At 61.9% G+C, this 18,363-nt stretch carries 16 protein-coding genes; 11 read left to right on the top strand and 5 right to left on the bottom strand.

Translation table 11 applies throughout. From position 1 onward, the window contains the following. Positions 1-164: 164 nt before the first annotated feature. The 7 genes from ppc to AC19YS_RS24905 all read left to right on the top strand — a co-directional run bounded on the left by ppc (position 165) and on the right by AC19YS_RS24905 (position 7,407). On the top strand, positions 165-2,810 hold the full coding sequence (ppc, locus tag AC19YS_RS24935) for a phosphoenolpyruvate carboxylase (protein ID WP_119738706.1): 2,646 nt from the start codon (positions 165-167) through the stop codon (positions 2,808-2,810). Positions 2,811-3,090: 280 nt separating this feature from the next. Next, positions 3,091-3,738, top strand: coding sequence for an adenylate kinase (gene adk / locus AC19YS_RS24930; protein WP_106577196.1), 648 nt, complete (start codon positions 3,091-3,093; stop codon positions 3,736-3,738). A gap of 90 nt (positions 3,739-3,828) precedes the next feature. Continuing rightward, the gene (tsaB, locus tag AC19YS_RS24925) at positions 3,829-4,515 is read left to right on the top strand and encodes a tRNA (adenosine(37)-N6)-threonylcarbamoyltransferase complex dimerization subunit type 1 TsaB (RefSeq protein ID WP_500602832.1); all 687 of its coding nucleotides are present in this window, start codon (positions 3,829-3,831) and stop codon (positions 4,513-4,515) included. A gap of 160 nt (positions 4,516-4,675) precedes the next feature. Then, positions 4,676-4,990, top strand: a complete 315-nt coding sequence (locus AC19YS_RS24920) for a hypothetical protein (protein ID WP_500602831.1) — start codon at positions 4,676-4,678, stop codon at positions 4,988-4,990. Beyond that, positions 4,990-5,850: a DUF72 domain-containing protein gene (locus AC19YS_RS24915; protein ID WP_500602830.1), complete on the top strand. Its 861-nt coding sequence runs from the start codon at positions 4,990-4,992 to the stop codon at positions 5,848-5,850. The genes AC19YS_RS24920 and AC19YS_RS24915 overlap by 1 nt, the downstream gene beginning before the upstream one ends. A gap of 27 nt (positions 5,851-5,877) precedes the next feature. Beyond that, a complete protein-coding gene (locus tag AC19YS_RS24910; protein ID WP_500602829.1) occupies positions 5,878-6,705 on the top strand; it encodes an isocitrate lyase/PEP mutase family protein in 828 nt (275 codons plus the stop codon). A 3-nt stretch (positions 6,706-6,708) separates the two neighbouring features. Beyond that, positions 6,709-7,407 (top strand): extensin-like domain-containing protein, encoded by a 699-nt coding sequence (locus AC19YS_RS24905; protein WP_106577191.1) that lies wholly within the window; start codon positions 6,709-6,711, stop codon positions 7,405-7,407. A 3-nt stretch (positions 7,408-7,410) separates the two neighbouring features. On the opposite strand, the gene AC19YS_RS24900 is transcribed toward AC19YS_RS24905, so the two are convergent. After that, positions 7,411-8,031 carry an energy transducer TonB gene (locus AC19YS_RS24900; protein WP_106577190.1) on the bottom strand — a complete coding sequence of 207 codons (621 nt, stop codon included), beginning with the start codon at positions 8,029-8,031 and terminating at the stop codon, positions 7,411-7,413. A 96-nt stretch (positions 8,032-8,127) separates the two neighbouring features. On the opposite strand from AC19YS_RS24900, the gene AC19YS_RS24895 reads away from it, so the two are divergent. Then, positions 8,128-8,910: a class I SAM-dependent methyltransferase gene (locus tag AC19YS_RS24895; RefSeq protein WP_179606661.1), complete on the top strand. Its 783-nt coding sequence runs from the start codon at positions 8,128-8,130 to the stop codon at positions 8,908-8,910. Positions 8,911-9,024: 114 nt separating this feature from the next. Here AC19YS_RS24895 and AC19YS_RS24890 read toward each other — a convergent pair whose 3' ends face one another. Next, on the bottom strand, positions 9,025-9,660 hold the full coding sequence (locus AC19YS_RS24890) for a TetR/AcrR family transcriptional regulator (protein ID WP_448198802.1): 636 nt from the start codon (positions 9,658-9,660) through the stop codon (positions 9,025-9,027). 93 nt (positions 9,661-9,753) lie between these two features. Here AC19YS_RS24890 and AC19YS_RS24885 point away from each other — a divergent pair, with 93 nt between their 5' ends. Genes AC19YS_RS24885 through AC19YS_RS24875 form a run of 3 tightly spaced genes read left to right on the top strand, consistent with a single transcriptional unit; the run spans position 9,754 to position 14,528 of the window. Then, on the top strand, positions 9,754-10,857 hold the full coding sequence (locus AC19YS_RS24885) for an efflux RND transporter periplasmic adaptor subunit (RefSeq protein WP_119738723.1): 1,104 nt from the start codon (positions 9,754-9,756) through the stop codon (positions 10,855-10,857). Between the two features lie 6 nt (positions 10,858-10,863). Next, a complete protein-coding gene (locus tag AC19YS_RS24880; RefSeq protein ID WP_200623517.1) occupies positions 10,864-13,929 on the top strand; it encodes an efflux RND transporter permease subunit in 3,066 nt (1,021 codons plus the stop codon). Positions 13,930-13,931: 2 nt separating this feature from the next. Further along, positions 13,932-14,528, top strand: a complete 597-nt coding sequence (locus AC19YS_RS24875) for a LysE family translocator (protein WP_119738728.1) — start codon at positions 13,932-13,934, stop codon at positions 14,526-14,528. 65 nt (positions 14,529-14,593) lie between these two features. Here the strand turns inward: AC19YS_RS24875 and AC19YS_RS24870 are convergent, their stop codons facing one another. Genes AC19YS_RS24870 through plsB form a run of 3 tightly spaced genes read right to left on the bottom strand, consistent with a single transcriptional unit; the run spans position 14,594 to position 18,279 of the window. Next, positions 14,594-15,283 (bottom strand): DUF4197 domain-containing protein, encoded by a 690-nt coding sequence (locus AC19YS_RS24870; protein ID WP_119738730.1) that lies wholly within the window; start codon positions 15,281-15,283, stop codon positions 14,594-14,596. Between the two features lie 29 nt (positions 15,284-15,312). Next, complete coding sequence (locus tag AC19YS_RS24865; RefSeq protein WP_106577183.1) at positions 15,313-15,708, bottom strand: YbaY family lipoprotein; 396 nt, start codon at positions 15,706-15,708, stop codon at positions 15,313-15,315. A gap of 51 nt (positions 15,709-15,759) precedes the next feature. Next, positions 15,760-18,279 carry a glycerol-3-phosphate 1-O-acyltransferase PlsB gene (gene plsB, locus AC19YS_RS24860; protein WP_106577182.1) on the bottom strand — a complete coding sequence of 840 codons (2,520 nt, stop codon included), beginning with the start codon at positions 18,277-18,279 and terminating at the stop codon, positions 15,760-15,762. Between the last annotated feature and the right edge of the window lie 84 nt (positions 18,280-18,363).

The raw sequence follows: 18,363 nt of genomic DNA, 5'->3' as shown, positions 1-18,363 counted from the left end.
AGTAGCAGGCGGTGATGAGTGTCCGGCCGCCAGCGCGGATAACGCGGCGGCTCACTGTTGAGACTAGCTGCAACTCACAAGGTTTAAAGTGTCTTGTCAGAAACCGACGCGGGCGGCACTCTGGAACACCTGCGCGTCCCGGATTTCTGGCTGGAGATTGGCTGATGAGTGATATCGATGCACGCTTGCGTGAGGATGTTCACCTGCTGGGTGAGCTGTTGGGCAACACCATTCGAGAGCAGTACGGCGACGACTTTCTCGACAAGATCGAGCAGATCCGCAAAGGCGCCAAGGCTGACCGCCGTGGAGCCGTCGCCGAGCAAGCCGCCGGCGAGGAACTGAGCGCCAGCTTGAACCAATTGCAGGAAAACGAACTGCTGCCCGTGGCGCGGGCCTTCAACCAGTTCCTCAACCTGGCCAACATTGCCGAGCAATACCAACTGATCCACCGGCGCGATGAGTCGCAACCGGCACCGTTCGAATCCCGTGTGTTGCCCGAGTTGCTGGCCCGCCTGCAAAGCGAAGGTCACAGCAACGAGTCGCTGGCCCGCCAGTTGGCGCGGCTGGAGATTGAACTGGTCCTCACTGCCCACCCGACCGAAGTGGCGCGGCGCACCCTTATTCAGAAATACGATGCGATTGCCGCGCAACTGGCGCTGCAGGACCACCGCGACCTCACCAGTGCCGAGCGCGAACAGATCCGTGAACGCCTGCAACGACTGATCGCCGAAGCCTGGCACACCGAAGAAATCCGTCGCGTACGGCCCACCCCGGTGGACGAAGCAAAATGGGGCTTTGCGGTGATCGAGCATTCGCTGTGGCACGCCATCCCCAACTACTTGCGCAAAGCCGACCATGCCCTGCACGCCGCCACCGGCCTGCACCTGCCGCTGGAGGCAGCGCCGATTCGCTTTGCTTCGTGGATGGGCGGCGACCGTGACGGCAACCCGAATGTCACCGCGCCGGTGACCCGTGAGGTGCTGTTGCTGGCGCGCTGGATGGCGGCGGACCTGTACCTGCGCGACATTGATCACCTGGCGTCCGAGCTGTCGATGCAACAGGCCAGCCCGGCGTTGCAGGCCAAGGTGGGCGACAGCGTCGAGCCCTACCGCGCCTTGCTCAAGCAACTGCGCGAACGTCTGCGCGCCACGCGCCAATGGGCGCACACCTCGCTGACCGCCAACACCCCGGCGCCGGCCGAAGTGTTGCAGAACAACCGTGACCTGCTGGACCCGCTGGAGTTGTGTTATCAGTCGCTGCACGAGTGCGGCATGGGCGTGATCGCCGATGGCCCGTTGCTCGACTGCCTGCGCCGTGCGGTGACCTTTGGCCTGTTTTTGGTACGCCTGGACGTGCGCCAGGATTCCAGCCGGCATTCGTCGGCCATGACCGAAATCACCGATTACCTGGGCCTGGGTCGTTATGAAGACTGGGACGAAGAGGCGCGCATCAGTTTCCTGACCCAGGAGCTGACCAATCGCCGACCGCTGCTGCCGGGCTACTTCAAACCGTCGGCGGACACGGCCGAGGTGTTGAACACCTGCAAGGAAATCGCCGCCGCGCCGGCTGCGTCGCTGGGCTCGTATGTCATCTCGATGGCAGGCGCCGCCTCCGATGTGCTGGCGGTGCAGCTGCTGCTTAAAGAGTCGGGCGTGCAGCGGCCGATGCGAGTGGTGCCGCTGTTCGAAACCCTGGCCGACCTGGATAACGCCGGGCCGGTGATGGAAACCCTGCTGCAATTGCCGGGCTATCGCGCGCGGTTGCAAGGCCCGCAGGAAGTCATGATTGGCTACTCGGACTCCGCCAAGGATGCCGGCACCACCGCCGCCGCCTGGGCACAGTACCGGGCACAGGAACGTTTGGTGGATATCTGCCGCGAACAACAGGTGGAGTTGCTGTTGTTCCACGGTCGCGGCGGCACCGTCGGCCGTGGCGGCGGCCCGGCGCATGCGGCGATCCTGTCGCAGCCGCCAGGCTCGGTAGCGGGGCGTTTCCGTACCACCGAGCAAGGCGAAATGATCCGCTTCAAGTTCGGCTTGCCGGACATCGCTGAGCAGAACCTCAACCTCTACCTGGCCGCCGTATTGGAAGCCACGCTGTTGCCACCGCCACCACCGGAGCCTGCCTGGCGCCATTTGATGGATGAATTGGCGGCAGACGGTGTCAGCGCCTACCGCGCCGTAGTGCGGGAAAATCCGCAGTTCGTCGAGTACTTTCGCCAGTCCACGCCAGAGCAGGAGCTCGGCCGCTTGCCGCTCGGCAGTCGCCCGGCCAAGCGCCGCGCGGGCGGGATCGAAAGCCTGCGGGCCATTCCATGGATATTCGGCTGGACCCAAACCCGCCTGATGCTGCCTGCGTGGCTCGGTTGGGAAGCAGCACTGAGCAAGGCCCTGGAGCGTGGTGAAGGCGAGTTGCTGGGGCAGATGCGCGAGCAATGGCCGTTCTTCCGCACGCGCATCGACATGCTGGAGATGGTGCTGGCCAAGGCCGATGCCGATATTGCCCGCCTGTATGACGAGCGTCTGGTGCAACCGGACCTGCTGCCATTGGGTGCGCACTTACGCGACCTATTGTCGCAGGCGTGCAGCGTGGTGCTTGGCCTGACTGGCCAGTCGCAACTGCTGGCCCACAGCCCGGACACACTTGAGTTCATCCGTCTGCGCAACACCTACCTCGACCCGTTGCACTTGTTGCAGGCCGAGTTGCTGGCGCGCTCACGTGAGCAGGAGGCCGCACAGGACAGCCCTCTGGAACAGGCGCTGCTGGTGTCTGTGGCCGGTATTGCCGCCGGTTTGCGCAACACCGGTTAAGGTTTTCTGCGTGTTCTCAACGGCTTGCAGATAAACCATGACGACCGCCCCGAAAAGGGCGGTCGGCGTTTGCGGGGCAAGGTTGCACTTAGGCACACCCGACCTGTGACGCATGCCGGGCGTGGGTTCCTGCGACTTTCGGCGGCTTGTATGGATAGAGCCCGCTGTGTATCTTGATCAGCCTTTGGCCGTTTCATCGGCCTAGACCCATATTTTTACGAGATTGGCCCCACGCGGCGAATCCGAGCGTCATCTCTATAAAAAATTGAGGAGCACATCGATGCGCGTCATTCTGCTGGGAGCTCCCGGGGCCGGTAAAGGTACTCAGGCAAAGTTCATCACTGAAAAATTCGGCATTCCACAAATCTCCACCGGCGACATGCTGCGCGCGGCCGTCAAGGCCGGCACCGAGCTGGGCCTGATCGCAAAAAGCGTGATGGACAGCGGCGGCCTGGTTTCCGATGACCTGATTATCAACCTGGTCAAGGAACGCATCAGCCAGGAAGACTGCAAGAACGGCTTCCTGTTCGACGGTTTCCCACGCACCATTCCTCAGGCCGAAGCCTTGGTGAAAGCCGGCGTAGAGCTGGATGCCGTGGTTGAAATCGCAGTTGAAGACGAAGAAATCGTCCAGCGTATCGCTGGCCGCCGTGTTCACGAGGCCTCGGGCCGCGTTTACCACATCGTCTACAACCCGCCTAAAGTGGCTGGCAAGGACGATGTCACCGGCGACGACCTGGTGCAGCGTAAAGACGACACTGAAGAAACCGTGCGTCATCGCCTGTCGGTCTACCATTCGCAGACCAAGCCGCTGGTGGATTTCTACCAGAAGTTGTCTGCCGCCCACGGCAAGCCGAAGTACAGCCATATCCCTGGCGTCGGCTCCGTAGAAGCCATCACCGCCAAGGTGCTGCAAGCGTTGAGCTGATCCATCGATCGGCTTCACTGACAACGGCCCGCTTGCGGGCCGTTGTTGTTTATACTGGCGCACTTTTTTTCGACTTGGACACCTACACCCATGAGCACCCTGCTGGCCCTGGACACCGCGACTGAAGCTTGCTCCGTTGCCTTGCTGCACGATGGCAAGGTAACGAGCCACTACGAGGTGATCCCGCGCCTGCATGCGCAGAAGCTGTTGCCGATGATCAAGCAGCTGCTTGAGGACGCGGGCACCACGCTCTCTGCCGTCGATGCCATTGCCTTTGGCCGTGGCCCGGGTGCGTTCACCGGTGTGCGGATTGCCATCGGCGTGGTCCAGGGCCTGGCCTTTGCGTTGGAGCGTCCGGTATTGCCGGTCTCCAACCTGGCAGTATTGGCCCAGCGCGCCTTGCGTGAACACGGCGCGTCGCAAGTCGCCGCGGCCATCGACGCGCGCATGGACGAAGTCTATTGGGGCTGCTACCGCGAGCACGCTGGTGAAATGCGCCTGGTGGGCGTGGAAGCAGTGCAATCGCCGCAGTCCTCTGTGTTGCCGGCCGATGCCAGCGGTGACTGGTTCGGTGCCGGCACTGGCTGGGGTTATGGCGAGCGCATTGGCGTGAAACTGGCGGGCCAGGATGCTGGGATGTTGCCCCATGCCCACGACTTGCTGACGCTGGCACGCTTCGCTTTCGAGCGTGGCGAAGCGATTCCGGCTGATCAGGCGGCGCCGGTCTACCTGCGCGATAAGGTCGCGCAGACCAAGGCTGAACGCGGGATTATTTGACGTCAAAAATGATGGAGATGTGGGGCAAATTTCGCCAATCGTCAGAATTTGCCCGCGTTTTTAAACCTTTTACAAATTATGTGTTCTAGTTATCACCAGAGCATTTGCGCACCACGGAAAGTGCCGCTAAATTGCCATCATTGATACCGAGTCTGCATGTATGCGTATAGACGGCTTCTCCTCACAGTCCTACCCCCTCAAACGTAAGCCGCGCAAGGCGAACGTGACGGTAGACGATTCCGTCGAGGATTCGCCGGACTTCATCGAGGTCCACTCCGAGTCGCATGCCAGTTCTCATTCCAGCGCCCAAGGTTCAGCCGGCGCGCGTATCAGTGGTCTTCCCGCGCGTCAGCAAGACATGGTCTTCCCTCGCTCCATGAGCAAAAGCGTTGCTACCGCCCTGGCCAGCTACCTGACCACTGCCGGCTTTGTCGAATGGGATATGGAAGTGCTGGGTCTCGACATCCATATCTGATGCGTCTGCCTTACTTTATCGGTTGCCCGTCCTGGAGTGAAAACGCCTGGCGCGAGTACCTGTACCCAGCCGACGCACGCGCCAGCGACTACCTTTCGCTGTATACCCAAGTCTTCAACGCCGTTGAAGGCAACACCACGTTTTATGCCCGACCCTCGGCCGCCACCGTGCAGCGCTGGGCTGAAATCATGCCCGCGGATTTTCGCTTCACCGCCAAATTCCCCGGCGACATCAGCCACAGTGGCGACCTGCTTGAACAGTTGCCGGCAGCGCAAAGTTTTGTCGGCTTGATGAGCCCATTGGGTGAGCGTGTTGCGCCGCTGTGGTTGCAACTGCCGGCGAGCTTTTCGCCACAACGCCTCGGTGAACTGGCCGGTTTTATTGATGGACTGGAACGCCCGTTGGCGGTGGAAGTGCGCCATCAGGCGTTCTTCGCCAAGGGCGATGACGAGCGCAGCCTCAACCGTCTGCTGCGTGACCGTGGCGTCGAGCGGATCTGCCTCGACCCGCGTGCTTTGTTCAGTTGCACCTCTACCTCAGCCGCCGTGCTGCACGCCCAGTCGAAGAAACCCAAGGTGCCGCCGCGCCCGGCCGCGCTGACGCTGTTTCCCCAAGTGCGTTTCATTGGCCATCCGGAGCTGGGAGCCAACGACCCGTTCCTGGTGCCGTGGGTGGAAAAAGTCGCCACTTGGATCGAGGAAGGGCGCACGCCGTATGTGTTTCTGCACACCTCGGATAACCGCCTCGCCGCGCAACTGGCGCTGCGTTTTCATCAACAGCTGATGGTGCGTTTGCCGGGCCTGCCGCCGCTGCCGACCTTGCATCGAGAACCCGCAGCGGAGCAACTGGGGTTACTCTAAGGCTCCTTTTTCCGCCAGGAGTCAGACATGGATGCCCAAACCCTTCGCGCCGAAACCTTCAAAGCCTTGCACGAGCGTGACCGCGCGTTCGTGATGCCCAACCCGTGGGATGCCGGCTCGGCCATCATGCTCGCCAGCCTGGGTTTTGAAGCCCTGGCCACCACCAGCGCGGGTTACGCATTCAGCCTGGGGCGGCCGGATGCGGAAGGTGCGTTGTCGCTGGAGGACACGCTGGGCAATGCGTCAGCCATCGTTCGGGCGACTGCACTGCCGGTGGCGGCCGATCTGGAAAACGGTTTCAGCGATACCCCCGAAGGCTGCGCCCAGACCATCCTGCGCGCGGCCGCCACGGGCATCGTCGGTGGCTCCATCGAAGACGCCACAGGCATTGCCGTCGACCCGATCTATCCTTTTGATTTGTCTGTTGAGCGCGTCGAAGCGGCGGTTGCGGCTGCCCGTAGCCTGCCATTTGCGTTCACCCTGACGGCCCGCGCCGAAAACCTCCTGCATGGTCGCCTGGATTTGCCTGACACCATTCGCCGCCTGCAGGCCTATGCCGAGGCGGGTGCCGACGTGCTCTATGCGCCGGCGCTGCGCAGTGCCGAGGACGTGTTGGCGGTGGTCAGGGCGGTCGCGCCCAAACCGGTGAATGTGTTGATGTCCGGTGGCTTGAACCTCAGCGTTGCGCAGTTGAGCGAGATGGGCGTGCGCCGCATCAGTGTCGGCTCGGCCATGGCGCTGGCGGCGTATGGCGAGTTCTATCGCGCCGCGCAGGAGGTCTACCAGTTGGGCACCTTTACCTTCACCGAGCGCAAGATGCCATTCAGCCAGGCCAACCAATTCTTCAAGGCCTGAGCCGTGCGTTTTCTCAACGTGAGCGGTGCGCTGCTGTTGCTGGCGGGTGTGTTTGCAGTGGGCGTGTGGCGTGGCTGGGTGCCGTTGCCTGCCGAGTGGAACCCCTGGGCGCCGCTGGACGTGCGTGCCAAGCCGAACCTGCTCACGCGCTTCAAGCTCGGCCGCCTGCAGGATGATCCAGCGCTGTGCGATCAGGTGCTGAAAACCTCGGGCTTGCGCGTCAGCCATCAGGCTGACAGCCCGGCTGATGCCGCGTGCCCGTTGCGCAATGTCTTGCGCGTACAAGGCGCTGACGTGGCCCTGAGCAGCAGCTTTCTGGCCAGTTGCCCACTGGCGGTGGCCTTTGCCCTGTTCGAACGCCACAGCCTGCAACCTGCGGCGCAGGCGGTGTTTGGCCAGGCGGTGACGCGGGTCGATCACTTGGGCAGCTTCGCCTGTCGCAACCTGTATAACCGTGCAGAGGGGCGGCTCAGTCAGCACGCCTCGGCCAATGCCCTGGATATCGCCGGCTTTCGCCTGGCAGATGGGCGCAGCATCAATGTGCTCAAGGATTGGCCGGGGACGGGCGACAGCGCGCGGTTTTTGCGCCAGGTGCGCGATGGCGCCTGCGATGATTTCAATGTGGTGTTGAGCCCGGACTACAACGCTGCTCATCGCAACCATTTCCATCTGGACATGGGGCGGTGGGGAGTGTGTCGCTGAGCGTCAGGCGGCCAGGCGCAGGTTGTTGAGGATCAATGGGCGTGCCCAGTGGGAGTCAAAGTCGAGCGCTTTCTGTTGCGCCACCAGCTCTTCCATTGGATAAGGCGCGGCGGGCGGCGGCAGCAAGTCCAGTTCGAACTCGGCGATGGGCAGGTGCAGCGGCTGGGGTTCCGGCGCCGGGCCAGGCTCAGGCAGCGGCTGGCCGGCACTCAGCACGAGCGGGCGTACCCAGCCACTTTCGAAGTTCTGCTGGCGCTGTTGGGCAACGATTTCTTGCGCCGGGAACGGCGTAGCGGGTGGCGGCAATAACTCGGTTTCGAATTCGGCGATCGGCAGGAACAGCGGTTCTGGCGGGGCGATCTCGGTGTCTTTCACCTCGCATTCACGCTGGGTGAGGATCTGCGACAGCAGGTCGGCGCCTTCGCTGGGTTCTACCGCCGGGTCTCTGGGAGCCGATGCCTTGGCGGCGCGCGCGTCCGGCGTGTCGCCGAGCTGCTCGGCCAGCGCCCGGGCGAAGAAGTCCTGCCACACATGACTCACCCCGGCCAGCGCTTGAGTATTGCGCAGGCCGTAGTGGTTGTGGGTCGGCAGTACACCGATGGTTAGGGGAAGAATGTCTGACATTTTTCTCGGTCGACGCTCAGCTCTGGCAAAATACCTGACTGTTGTTTTTATCGGCCGCTGTTTGCCGATCCTTAATATTTTTGAGCGTAGCGATTGATGAGCGAACAACCAGCGGCCAGCCGCATTCGGGTCGAGGCTTTGGCCGAAGGTTTTCAGGCGCGTGCCGAGCAGTGGGCGTCGCAGCTCGGCCTGCCTGTGCAGCTGGAGGAGGCGGATTTTGCCCTGCAAGTGGGCGAGCACGGCTTGCAACTGCAACAGCTCGGGCCTGATGCGCCGGGGCCGGTGCGCGTGGATTTTGTCGAAGGTGGCGCGGCGCACCGGCGTCTCTACGGCGGTGGCAGCGGGCAGATGATCGCCAAGGCTGTGGGCATCGCTCAAGGCGTGCGCCCACGCGTGCTGGATGCCACGGCGGGGCTGGGCAAGGACGCGTTCGTGCTGGCCAGCCTGGGTTGCGAGATGAGCCTGATCGAGCGCCAGCCGCTGATCGGCGCCTTGCTCGAAGACGGCCTGGCCCGTGGCGCGGATGACTTTGAAGTGGCGCCGATTGTGGCGCGCATGAAGTTGCTCAAGGGCAACTCCATCGACGTGATGCGCAATTGGGAAGGTGAGCCGCCGCAGGTGATCTACCTGGACCCGATGTTCCCTCACCGTGAGAAAACCGCGCTGGTGAAGAAGGAAATGCGCCTGTTCCGGCCGTTGGTGGGCGATGATCCGGATGCGCCGGCTTTACTCGCCGCGGCGTTGGCATTGGCCAGTCACCGCGTGGTGGTCAAGCGTCCCCGCAAGGCGCCGTGCATTGAAGGGCCAAAGCCTAGCCATGCGCTGGATGGCAAGTCGAGCCGGTATGACATTTATCCCAAGAAAGCGCTCAAGCCCTAAATTTTCATTGGTTTGCCGGGCCTCTTCGCGAGCCAGCCCGCTCCCACATTTGGCATGCATTCCAAGGTGGGAGCGGGCTTGCTCGCGAAGAGGTCTTTCAAGGCGCTACAAGGCTCAGGGCCGATAAGCCCGCATAAACAACCCCACCACCTCCTGCACATGCGCCTCGGCGGCTTCTTCGCTCAGTTGCCCGCCGCAGCCATACAGCAAGCAGAAATTCGCCGTGCCCTTGAGCAGGCAAAAGAAGTGCTCGGCCGCCGTAAACGGTTTGTCGATGCTCAGGGTGCCGCTCTGGTGGATGCGGCTGAGCAGGCGCTCCATGCCCTGCAGCATGCGCATCGGCCCGGCTTCAAAGAAGATCTGTGAGAGTTTCACGTCCTGATTGCCGGTGGTCATCATCAGGCGATGCAGGTTTACCGACTCCTCGCTGTTGATCAGCCGATGAAAGCCCCGTGCGATGTTCAGCAGCACGGTGTCCACCGGCATGCCGGCGGGCAGCTCGAAATACATCACCGGCAACTGCTCTTCGCATTTGGCCACGACGGCGGCGGTGAACAGCGTCTCTTTGTCGGTGAAGTGGCTGTAGACCGTCAGTTTCGACACGCCGGCCTCCATTGCCACGGCATCCATGCTGGTGCTGGCGTAGCCATTGCTCAAAAACAGATTTTTCGCCGCGTCGAGGATTGCCTGGCGTTTTGCCATGTCCTTGGGACGCCCGGGGCTATTGGTGTTTACGGGATTGTCGGACATTTTCACCTTTAATACTGGACTGGTGAGTTTGGTATTAATAACATACCGGCCAGTATAATTATTCCAAGCTCCATTTGCGAAAGGTCCTTCAGCATGCGCAGCACTTTCCTGCCCCTTGCGTTGCCTGTCAGCCTGATCTTCCTGTTGGCCGCCTGCGGCCATGAAGAAGCGGCCCAAACCACCCCCCGTCCAGCCATGGTGGTGCAACCGCAGCCCTCGGCGCAGGCGATGGACAGCTTTCCAGGCGAGGTACGTGCCCGTTATGAGCCGGACCTGGCCTTTCGCATTGGCGGCAAAGTCAGTAAGCGCCTGGTGGAGGAGGGCGAGCGGGTCAAGGCCAACCAACCGCTGGCCGAACTCGATCCGCAGGACGTACGCCTGCAACTGGAAGCCACGCGCGCCCAAGTGGCCGCCGCCGAAGCCAACCTGAGCCTGGTGCGCGCCGAGCGAGATCGCTACAAGACCCTGATGGACCGTCAGATGGTCAGCCGTTCTCAGTACGACAATTCCGAAAACCTCTACCGATCCGGTGAAGCACGCCTCAAGCAGATCAAGGCCGAGTTCGACGTGTCCAGCAATCAGGCCGGTTACGCCGTGCTGCGCGCCCCCCAGGACGGTGTGGTCGCCAAGCGCGCGGTGGAAGTTGGCCAAGTGGTGTCTGCCGGCCAAACCGTCTTCACGCTGGCCACCGATGGCGAGCGCGAAGTGCTGATCAGCCTGCCGGAGCAAGGTTTCGGCCGGTTCAAGATCGGCCAGCCGGTGTCGGTTGAATTGTGGAGCCAGCCCGACCAACGTTTTGCCGGGCGTATCCGTGAACTGTCGCCCGCTGCCGATCCAAAATCGCGCACCTTTGCCGCCCGCGTTGCCTTCACTGGCGGCAAAGTCCCGGCCGAACTGGGCCAGAGTGCCCGCGTATTCATACAGGCTGACGGCGTAATTGCGCTGGCGGTGCCGCTGTCAGCGCTGAGTGCAGAGAATGGCGCGTCCTACGTCTGGTTGGTGCAACCAGACAACACGGTCAAGCGCACGCCGGTGCGGATCGGCGCCTTTGGTGAAAAAACCGTGCCGGTACTGGAAGGCCTGGCCCCCACCGACTGGGTGATTGCGGCCGGCGTGCATGTGCTCCATGAGGGCCAGCAGGTGCGCCCGGTGGATCGCTCCAACCGCGTGGTGAATCTGGCGGCCAACAAGGAGTAGTCCCCGATGGGTTTCAATCTTTCCGAATGGGCGTTGCGTAATCGCCAGATCGTACTGTTCCTGATGATCCTGCTGGCGGTCGTCGGTACGCTGTCCTACACCAAGCTGGGGCAAAGCGAGGACCCGCCGTTTACCTTCAAGGCCATGGTGATCAAGACCAACTGGCCTGGAGCCACGGCCCAGGAAGTCTCGCGCCAAGTCACCGAGCGTATCGAGAAAAAGCTCATGGAGACCGGCGACTATGAGCGCATCGTTTCTTTCTCGCGCCCCGGTGAATCCCAAGTCACTTTTATAGCGCGCGACGCGATGCACTCGGCGCAGATTCCGGACTTGTGGTACCAGGTGCGCAAAAAGATCAGCGACATTCGCCAGACCTTGCCGCCGGATATTCAGGGGCCGTTTTTCAACGATGAATTCGGCACCACCTTCGGCAATATCTACGCGTTGACCGGTGACGGTTTCGACTACGCCGTGCTCAAGGACTACGCCGACCGCATCCAGATTCAACTGCAACGTGTGCCGGATGTGGGCAAGGTCGAACTGCTCGGCCTGCAGGACGAAAAAATCTGGATTGAATTATCCAACCTCAAGCTCGCCACCCTCGGCCTGCCACTGGCCGCCGTGCAGCAGGCGTTGCAGGAGCAGAACGCCGTCTCTACCGCCGGCTTCTTCGAAACCCCGACCGAGCGTGTGCAGTTGCGTGTGTCCGGCAACTTCAAGACGGTGGAGGAGATCCGCAATTTCCCGATTCGCGTCGGTGACCGCACCTTTCGCATTGGCGATGTGGCCGATATCCACCGGGGTTTCAATGACCCACCGGCACCGCGCATGCGCTACATGGGCGCGGACGCCATCGGGCTGGCCGTGGCCATGCGTGACGGCGGCGACATCCTGGTATTGGGCAAGGCCCTCGAAGGTGAATTCGCACGCCTGCAGAAGAACCTTCCGGCAGGCATGGAGCTGCGCAAGGTGTCGGACCAACCGGCCGCGGTGAAAACCAGCGTCGGCGAATTCGTCCAGGTACTCGCCGAAGCACTGGCGATCGTGTTGCTGGTGAGCTTCTTCTCCCTCGGTGTGCGCACCGGCATGGTGGTGGCCCTGGCGATTCCGCTGGTGTTGGCGATGACCTTTGCCACCATGTATTACCTGGGCATCGGCTTGCACAAGATTTCCCTCGGCGCATTGGTCCTGGCCCTGGGCCTGCTGGTCGACGACGCGATCATCGCCGTGGAAATGATGGCGATCAAAATGGAGCAGGGCTACGACCGGCTCAAGGCCGCGAGCTTCGCCTGGACCAGCACTGCGTTCCCGATGCTCACCGGTACGTTGATCACCGCTGCAGGGTTTCTGCCGATTGCCACCGCGCAATCGAGCACCGGTGAATACACCCGCTCGATTTTCCAGGTCGTGACCATCGCACTGCTGGCCTCATGGGTGGCCGCCGTGGTGTTTGTGCCGTACCTGGGGGAAAAACTCCTGCCGGACCTGGCGAAAATTCATGCTGCCAAGCACGGCACCGATGGGCCCGATCCCTACGGCACGCCGTTCTATCAGCGTGTACGACGTTTGGTTGAATGGTGTGTGCGTCGGCGTAAAACCGTGATCGTGCTGACGTTGCTGTTGTTTATCGGCTCGGTCGCGCTGTTCCGCTTTGTGCCGCAACAGTTCTTCCCGGCCTCTGGCCGCCTGGAGTTGATGGTCGATCTCAAGCTGGCTGAAGGAGCTTCCCTGAGCAACACCGCCGAGCAGGTCAAACGCCTGGAGGCGCTGCTCAAGGAACACGCTGGCATCGACAACTATGTGGCCTATGTCGGCACCGGTTCGCCGCGCTTCTACCTGCCGCTGGACCAGCAATTGCCGGCCGCCAGCTTTGCGCAATTTGTGGTGCTGGCCAAGACCATCGAAGAGCGTGAAAGCCTGCGCACCTGGCTGATCGAAACCCTCGACGAGCAATTCCCCGAACTGCGTTCGCGGGTCACACGCCTGGAGAACGGTCCGCCGGTGGGTTACCCGGTGCAGTTTCGCGTGACTGGCGAACACATCGAAGAGGTCCGTGCCCTGGCCCGCAAAGTGGCGGCCAAGGTTCGTGAAAATACCCACGTGGTCAACGTGCACCTGGACTGGGAAGAGCCGAGCAAAATCGTCTACCTCAATATCGATCAGGACCGGGCCCGCGCCCTTGGTGTAAGCACCGCCAACGTGTCGAAATTCCTGCAGAGTTCGCTGACCGGTGCAAGCGTCAGCCAGTACCGCGAGGACAACGAGCTGATCGAAATCCTCCTGCGCGGCACCGTGCACGAGCGCACCGAGTTGGCGTTGTTGCCAAGCCTGGCCGTGCCGACCGACAACGGCAAAAGCGTTGCGCTGTCGCAGATAGCCACCCTCGAATATGGCTTCGAAGAGGGCATTATCTGGCACCGTAACCGCCTGCCGACGGTGACTGTGCGCGCCGACATCTATGGCAAGGAACAACCGGCGACCCTGGTCCAGCAGATCCTGCCGACCCTTGAAGGTGTGCGCGCCGAACTGCCGGAAGGTTACTTGCTGGAGGTTGGCGGCACCGTTGAAGACTCCGCGCGTGGCCAGAATTCGGTCAAGGCCGGGGTACCGCTGTTTATCGTGGTGGTCCTGACCTTGCTGATGCTGCAACTGCGCAGCTTCTCACGCACTGCGATGGTGTTTCTGACGGCACCGCTGGGCCTTATCGGCGTGACCTTGTTTCTGCTGGTGTTCCGCCAGCCATTCGGGTTTGTCGCCATGCTCGGGACCATCGCCTTGTCCGGCATGATCATGCGCAACTCGGTGATCCTGGTTGATCAGATCGAGCAAGACATCAAGGCTGGCCTGACACCCTGGCAAGCGATCATTGAAGCGACCGTGCGACGCTTCCGCCCGATTGTGCTGACGGCGCTCGCGGCGGTGTTGGCGATGATTCCACTGTCACGCAGCGTGTTCTTCGGGCCAATGGCCGTGGCGATCATGGGCGGGTTGATTGTGGCGACGGCGTTGACCCTGTTGTTCCTGCCGGCCCTGTATGCTGCGTGGTTCCGAGTGAGGAAGGACGTCGCGTAATCATGCTGGCCACTGTTTCAGCCTTAATGTTGTTGCTGCTTGCCCCTGGCCCGACCAACACCCTGTTGTTTCGTGCCGGAGTGTTGTTCGGGTACCGGGCGTCGTGGACGCTGGCGCTGGTCGAGTGCCTGGCGTACCTGTTGCAGGTCTCGGTGTGGGGCGTGGCGTGGCTGTATCTGGCGGCGCATTCGCCGTGGGCGTTGAAAACCACGCAACTGGCGGCGGGCTGCTACCTGCTGTATGTCTCATTCAAGCTGTGGCAACGCAAACACAGCGCCATCGATTCGATCCGTGACCGCTTCTCTGGCCTGTATTTTTTCTGGCTCACTGTGATGAATCCCAAAGGCCTGTTGATCGTTTCGTTCATCGCCCCGATCAGCGCATTTGCATCGTTGCAAGGCTATGCCGGGTTCATGGCCACGCTGGCATTGGTGGTGGTGCCGGTGGGGTCTGCCTGGATCGTGCTGGGCAGCCGCTTTGAAGGGGTTCAGAAGACGTGGCTCACGCCACTGAAGATCAACCGCGCGGCATCCGTGGCGATTTGTTGTTTTGCCACGCTCATGCTTGGGCGGTTGGCGCAGGCGGTTATCCAGGGCTGAAACAACGGCGCCAAGGCCCGTGAACAGCGGCCTTGGCGCAGGTGTCGAAGGTTTACTGCGAGCGGTTACAGCGCGCCGAATACCTTCTTCGCCAGGCTGGTGGCAGCCGCGGCGGGGTTCTTGCGGATGGTTTCTTCCTGCTGCGCGATCATCTTGAACAGGCCGTCCAGCGCCTGTTCGGTCACGTAGCTTTCGACGTTGGCACTTTTGGCATCAACCGCGCCGAATGCTGCGGCCTTGCCGGCCAGGGCGTTGTATTGCTGGGCGACGCCGACCTTGTCGGTGGCGGCCTTGACGATCGGCAGGAACTTGGCACGAATCTCTTCGCGGCTGCTTTTGTTCAGGTATTGAGTGGCCGAGTCCTGGCCACCGGTGAGGATGCCCTTGGCGTCGGTCACGCTCATGTTCTTCACCGCATTGACCAGAATCGGCTGAGCCTGGGTCACGGCGGTTTCTGCCGCTTTGTTCATGCTGGTTTCGAGCTGCGTGACCTGATCACCCATGCCGAACATTTTCAGCTTGTCGGCGACTTTGCCGAGTTTGCCGGGCAGGCCGATTTTCACTTGCGGGTTGTTGCTGAAGCCACCGGGTGCGCCCAGTTGTTTCACGGCGATCTGTGCGCCTTGGGTCAGTGCATCCTTGAGGCCGCCGCTGGCGTCGCCCTGGGACAGGCTGCCAAGTGACACCGCCATGGCGTTGGCGCCAAGCAGCAGGCCGGCGCACAGGGCAGTGAGGCGAAGAGAATTACGGAGCATGGGCGCTTCCTTTTTTAAGCTGGGAATAATCAGTGTGCGACCGCATCAACCCGCAGACGCAGGGGTTGTGGGTCTTGGCCGTTGAGTTGCACGGCGTGCCGCTCGGTGGTGATAAACAGTAGCTTGCCATCGAGCTCGATGCGAGCGCTGACCGAGTACGTGTGCCCCGGCTTGATCTGGGCCGGGTCGTAGCTCAGGTGAAACGGCAGCGGCACCTGGCCTTTGACCGGGCCTTTCTGCTCGGCGAGGGTCACGGCCGGAGCGTCCATCAAGGACACGTCCTGCAGGCTGACGCTCAAGGTGGCGGCGGGCGGCAGCGCGATGCGTTGCAGGTAGAACACTTCGCCGTCGAGGCTGGCCTTGGGGGTCATGGATTGGCAGGCTCCGAGCAGGGCGGTCAGGCCCAGGAGGATGATCTTTTTCATGGTACAGCTCCTTTTCAACGGCGCCGGAAACCGCCCGACGCCTCGTTCACTCTAGCGGCTTTCTTCAGCGTTTACCGGCTCGGGTTCGGTCGGCGTTTCGGCTGCGCCATCGACGCGATGCAACGCCACTTGGCGGATCGACAAACGAATATCGGCGGGCAGCACGCGTTTGGCTGCACCTTCGGCCAACTCACCGAGCAGGTCGTGATAACTCAACTTGCCGGCCTCATCGCGACGCAGCACATCTTGCTCGAGCAACGTCTGGATAAAATGTCGGAAAAGGCTCTTGTCGAAGAACTCCGGGGCATTGAGGCCATGCAGGATCGACAGGCGCTGAGCCATGATCGTGCACAGGTCTTCCAGCTCTTCGGCGCTGATGGTGTTCTGGCCGCTGTTGAGCAGCAGCGAGATCGCCATGTAGAAGCGTTGCAGGGTCTGGGCGATGCTCTTGGACAGCAGCGTCAGCAGCACAAAATGCCGCGAGCTCGGTGCCGGGCGCAGGTACACCTCATTCTCGAAGCGCAGCAGGCCTTGTTCGACAAACGCCTCCAGCCAGTGGTCGACCACCGCGTCCAGCTCATCCAACGACCAGCGGATAAACAGCTCCGATTGCAGGTACGGGTACAGCGCACGGGTGTAGCGCAGGATTTGTTCGCGGCTCATGCGCGAGCTGCTCTGGAAGAAACTCGCCAGCAACGCCGGCAGGGCGAAGATGTGCAGCACGTTGTTGCGGTAGTAGGTCATCAGGACGGCATTTTGCTCGTCCAGGTACAAAATCTTACCCAGGGCGTCGCTCTGCTCCGACAGCAGGTCCATGTCCTTGACGTGCTTGATCAGCGCCAGGCCATCACCTTCCGGCAAGGTGGTGTGCGGTGAGTAGGGCACGCGGCGCAGCAGCGCCAGGTACAGGTCCAACTGGCGCGCCATGGCCTGTTCATCCAGGGCCAGGCGGGTGGTGGAAAGCAACGCCAAGGCCACCAGGTTCACCGGGTTGACCGCGGCGGCTTCGTTCAAATGGCGGGCCACCTGCTCGCCAAGGCGGTTGGTGGTTTCGTTGAGCCACGCCGGTTTGTAGTTCGGGCCCAGTTCCTGGGCGCGCCAGTCGGGTTGCTCGGCGTCGAGGAACTCGGCCAGTTTGATCGGCTCGCCAAAGTTGACCGCGACTTGGCCAAAGCGCTGCTTGAGCGCGCCGACCACCTTGAAAATATCGAAGATCGACTCTTTTTTCTTGCTCGCGCCGCGCAGCTCGCCGAGGTAGGTGCGGCCTTCCAGCACGCGTTCATAGCCGATGTACACCGGCACGAAGACGATCGGCATGCGTGAGGAGCGCAAAAAGCTGCGCAGGGTAATCGCCAGCATCCCGGTCTTCGGTTGCAGCATGCGCCCGGTGCGCGAGCGTCCGCCTTCGACGAAGTACTCCACCGGAAAGCCCTTGGTGAACAAGGTGTGCAGGTATTCGTTGAACACCGAGGTGTACAGCGGGTTGCCCTTGAAGGTGCGGCGCATGAAAAACGCACCGCCACGGCGCAGCAGGCTGCCGATCACCGGCATGTTCAGGTTGATACCGGCGGCGATGTGCGGCGGGGTCAGGCCGTTTTTGAACAGCAGGTAGGACAGCAGCAAGTAGTCGATATGGCTGCGGTGACACGGTACGTAGATCACCTCGTAACCCTGGGCAACCTTTTGCACACCTTCGATGTTGTTGACCTTGATGCCGTCGTAGATCTTGTTCCAGAACCAACTGAGCACCACTTCCAGGAAGCGAATCGCGGTGTAGGTGTAGTCCGAAGCGATCTCGTTGCCGTAGCGCAAGGCTTGGGCCTTGGCTTTTTCCGGGGAGATTTTCTCGCGTTCGGCCTCTTCGCTGATGGCTTGGCGCACCAACGGCATGTTCACCAGGCCTTTGACCAGGTTGCGCCGGTGCGACAGGTCGGGGCCGATCACGGCGGTCTTCAGGTTACGGAAGTGCACCCGCAGGATGCGCTGGGCCATGCGCACGGTGCGTTCGTGACCTTTATTGTGCTCGATCAATTCACGCAGATTAATAGGCGCGGAGAATTGCACGCGGGTCTTGCGACCCAGGATCAGGATGCTCAGCAAACGGCGCAGGCGCCCGGTGACGGCCCAGCTGTCGGCAAACAGCAGTTTCCACGGGCTGGACTCGCTCTCGGGCGATTGGCCCCAGAACACGCTGACCGGAATGATTTGTGCATTCTCTTCGGCGTGTTCGGTCAGGGTGTTGACCAGCCGGGTCAGGGTCGGCGGTGCGCCGCGCTTGTCCTGACGGCCGAGCCAATCCGGTTCGGGCGTGAGGTAGAAGAACGCGGCGGGTTCGATCTGCGGGCCTACCGAGACCGGCAGCACCGGGCGCGGCAAGCCGGCCTTGGTGCACTCGGTATCGACCACGGCCAATTCGGTGAGGGAGGGCGATTGCAGGACGTAAAACACCGGCCGGCTGCGGTCGAGGTTAAGGGTTAGGGACGACTGGTTGATCGTCTCCGAGCGAACCCAGAGGTACAACAGTCGGCGCAAGGTGCCAAACACCAGACGGCGGAACGGAGAGCGGGTCATAGGCGTGCTGCTTCAAGTGGAAAAAACCGAGCAGGCGCTCGGGCGGGTAGTGTGCCGTATTCGCCGAAAATCGGCAAAAAAGCA

The organism is Pseudomonas sp. MF08831, assembly GCF_059862645.1.
The sequence above is the reverse complement of the archived record's forward strand: the minus strand, read 5'-3'. Positions and strand labels throughout refer to the sequence as shown.

Bases quoted from the DNA above. Each gene is read 5' to 3' on its own strand.
- ppc (WP_119738706.1), top strand. From the start codon at position 165: ATGAGTGATATCGATGCACGCTTGCGTGAGGATGTTCACCTGCTGGGT.
- adk (WP_106577196.1), top strand. From the start codon at position 3,091: ATGCGCGTCATTCTGCTGGGAGCTCCCGGGGCCGGTAAAGGTACTCAG.
- tsaB (WP_500602832.1), top strand. From the start codon at position 3,829: ATGAGCACCCTGCTGGCCCTGGACACCGCGACTGAAGCTTGCTCCGTT.
- AC19YS_RS24920 (WP_500602831.1), top strand. From the start codon at position 4,676: ATGCGTATAGACGGCTTCTCCTCACAGTCCTACCCCCTCAAACGTAAG.
- AC19YS_RS24915 (WP_500602830.1), top strand. From the start codon at position 4,990: ATGCGTCTGCCTTACTTTATCGGTTGCCCGTCCTGGAGTGAAAACGCC.
- AC19YS_RS24910 (WP_500602829.1), top strand. From the start codon at position 5,878: ATGGATGCCCAAACCCTTCGCGCCGAAACCTTCAAAGCCTTGCACGAG.
- AC19YS_RS24900 (WP_106577190.1), bottom strand. From the start codon at position 8,031: ATGTCAGACATTCTTCCCCTAACCATCGGTGTACTGCCGACCCACAAC.
- AC19YS_RS24895 (WP_179606661.1), top strand. From the start codon at position 8,128: ATGAGCGAACAACCAGCGGCCAGCCGCATTCGGGTCGAGGCTTTGGCC.
- AC19YS_RS24890 (WP_448198802.1), bottom strand. From the start codon at position 9,660: ATGTCCGACAATCCCGTAAACACCAATAGCCCCGGGCGTCCCAAGGAC.
- AC19YS_RS24885 (WP_119738723.1), top strand. From the start codon at position 9,754: ATGCGCAGCACTTTCCTGCCCCTTGCGTTGCCTGTCAGCCTGATCTTC.
- AC19YS_RS24880 (WP_200623517.1), top strand. From the start codon at position 10,864: ATGGGTTTCAATCTTTCCGAATGGGCGTTGCGTAATCGCCAGATCGTA.
- AC19YS_RS24875 (WP_119738728.1), top strand. From the start codon at position 13,932: ATGCTGGCCACTGTTTCAGCCTTAATGTTGTTGCTGCTTGCCCCTGGC.
- AC19YS_RS24870 (WP_119738730.1), bottom strand. From the start codon at position 15,283: ATGCTCCGTAATTCTCTTCGCCTCACTGCCCTGTGCGCCGGCCTGCTG.
- AC19YS_RS24865 (WP_106577183.1), bottom strand. From the start codon at position 15,708: ATGAAAAAGATCATCCTCCTGGGCCTGACCGCCCTGCTCGGAGCCTGC.
- plsB (WP_106577182.1), bottom strand. From the start codon at position 18,279: ATGACCCGCTCTCCGTTCCGCCGTCTGGTGTTTGGCACCTTGCGCCGA.